The 1951-nt window shown below is 42.1% G+C and carries 3 protein-coding genes; all 3 read left to right on the plus strand.

Annotated features, from left to right (window positions below; all coding sequences use genetic code 11):
- Window positions 1-396 (plus strand): N-6 DNA methylase (locus QZ379_RS12680; RefSeq protein ID WP_291565626.1); only part of this gene is annotated, 396 nt, incomplete at its 5' end.
- Entirely contained in the window at window positions 386-1561 is a 1176-nt protein-coding gene (locus QZ379_RS12685) for a restriction endonuclease subunit S (protein WP_291565629.1), read from the plus strand. The genes QZ379_RS12680 and QZ379_RS12685, both read left to right, overlap by 11 nt.
- 147 nt (window positions 1562-1708) lie before the next feature.
- Window positions 1709-1909 carry a hypothetical protein gene (locus QZ379_RS12690; RefSeq protein ID WP_291565631.1) on the plus strand — a complete coding sequence of 67 codons (201 nt, stop codon included), beginning with the start codon at window positions 1709-1711 and terminating at the stop codon, window positions 1907-1909.
- Window positions 1910-1951 lie beyond the last annotated feature (42 nt).

The following is a 1951-nucleotide window of genomic DNA, read 5'->3' on the forward strand; positions in this document are numbered from 1 at the left end:
GTTACGCTCTGGTTCATTAGCAAGAACAAAAAGCAGAAAGGCAAAACGCTGTTTATTGATGCCCGAAAGATGGGCTATATGGTTGACCGCAAACACAGAGACTTCACTGACGAAGATATTCAGAAACTGGCGGACACCTTTGAAGCATTCCAGAACGGAACTCTGGAAGATGTGAAGGGATTCTGTGCGGTAGCCGATTTGCAGACTATCGAAAAGCAGGACTACATTCTGACTCCTGGGCGCTATGTTGGCATTGAGGAACAGGAAGAAGATAGCGAACCGTTCGACGAGAAAATGGCTCGCCTGACTTCGGAACTTTCTGATATGTTTGCCAAATCCCATGAACTCGAAGCAGAAATCCGTAAGAAGCTGGGGGCGATTGGTTATGAAATCTAATTGGATTACAGCAACGATAGATGATGTGTGTACCGTTGTGACTGACGGAGCACATAATAGCCCTAAAAGTGTAGAACAAGGGCATTATATGGCTTCTGTTAAAGATTTTACCGAATTTGGTTTTGACTTCTCAAATTGCAAACAGATTGGCGAAGAAGATTATGAAAAACTTCGGAATCAAGGGTGTGTCCCAGAGAAAAATGATATTTTGGTAGGAAAAGACGGCGCAAGATATTTTGAAGATATTATCATTTATAAGCAAGATGAACGCCCGGCATTATTATCTTCAATAGCAATATTGAGGGCTGATTGCAGGAAGATAACGCCTGAATTCTTATACTATACATTAAAATCGCCAGCCGTAAGGAAAGATGTTCGTGATAATTACGGTTCAGGCTCTGCGATACCAAGAATTGTATTGAAAGATTTTAAGAGAATGCCCTTCTCTTTCCCAAGCATTGAGGAGCAAAGGAAAATTACAAACCTATGCTCAGCGATTGATGCCAAAATACAAATAAATAATGCGATAAACGAAAATTTAGAGCAGCAAGCCAAAGCACTTTATCAGCAAATGTTTATCGAAAATACGTGTCCGGATTGGATTGAAGGCTCTCTAAGAGACATCGCTGATATTACTATGGGTCAATCCCCAAGCGGCAGTAGCTATAATGAGGATGGCATAGGTACAATCTTCTTTCAAGGCCGTGCAGAATTCAGCTTTAGATTTCCAACTATCCGCCTTTATACCACCGAGCCGAAGCGAATGGCTTATGCAAATGACATCCTGATGAGTGTCCGAGCACCGGTCGGAGACCTTAATATTGCTCATACAGACTGTTGCATCGGTCGGGGGCTTGCAGCTATTCATTCTAAAACGAACCATCAGTCTTTTGTGCTTTACACGATGTTTTCGCTCAGAAAACAGTTGGATGTATTCAATGGTGAAGGTACAGTTTTCGGTTCGATCAATCGCAATTCACTGAATGATATGCCAATTCTTATCCCCTCCGATGAGACAATCGAGGAATTTGAAAAGATAGTCGCCCCTATGGATGCTGCAATCCGTAATAATTATGATGAAATATGTCGTTTGCAGGCTGTTCGTGACTCTTTACTTCCTCGCCTTATGTCTGGAGAACTGGATGTTTCCAGCCTTGACATTTAAGCCGCTAAATTTTCGTTTACGACCTAACCCATAACTTCTGCGAGTGGCAGGAGTTTATACTGAGGATTGCCACTCCGTAGTCATTCCCTAATCATAAAAGGAGAATAGACTATGAACGATGAATTTGTAAATGATGTGCTACGAGATATGCTGGCATATCTCGATAATGGACAGGCAGAGCAGCTACGGCGAGTGTTGAAGCATAATCTTTCCGGATATGAGATTCAGCGAAGAACTGATAGTACAGCTGAGGATTCAAGTGCAGAAAATGCACGGTTGACCGGTGCGTTTCTTTCGGCAAAGCGAATTGAGGGATGTTCCGAAAAGTCGCTTTCTGATGGTGTATAAATAAAGTTGACACCCTATTCTCAAGGATTTTGATATATAATC

This window comes from Bacteroides sp., from assembly GCF_019417265.1.
Taxonomy (GTDB): domain Bacteria; phylum Bacteroidota; class Bacteroidia; order Bacteroidales; family Bacteroidaceae; genus Phocaeicola.